General features: G+C 59.9%; 1 protein-coding gene. It reads right to left on the minus strand.

Annotation, left to right across the window (positions count from 1 at the left end):
- A partial coding sequence (locus tag AC0L28_RS34760) for an AMP-binding protein (protein WP_473483010.1) occupies positions 1 to 504 on the minus strand: 504 nt, incomplete at both ends.

Consider the following 504-nt stretch of genomic DNA (forward strand, 5'->3'; position numbering starts at 1 on the left):
CGGGACCCTTCGGCCGTCGAAACCAGCAGGTACGGGGTAGCAGAGACTGAAGGTGGTATTCTCTGTCGGGCCGTAGCCATTTGAGATCCGCAGTGTCGGGTGTCGCTCCCGGCACGCTTTTACGAACGAGGCAGAGACCGCTTCGCCACCGACCAGCAGTTGCTGTAAACGATTGGTACTCCGCTCCTCCCCGACATAGACATCGAACAATCGGGCAGTCATCCAAGCGACGGTGACGCCTTGGTCTTGGATGATCTGGGCCAGCGTAGCGGTCGAGACGTGACGTTCAGGATAGAGCACAACCCTGGCACCGTTCGCCAAGGCTCCCCAGACCTCGAACGTAGTCGCATCGAATGTGGGAGGGGATGCATTGAGAAAGACGTCGTGCGGGGAGATATCGACGAAATCGTTCCCAGCCACCAACCGCACCAGCCCGCGATGCTCGACCATGACGCCCTTGGGCGTTCCGGTGGAGCCGGAGGTGTAGATGATGTAGGCGAGATG

Source organism: Mesorhizobium sp. WSM4847, assembly GCF_055811335.1.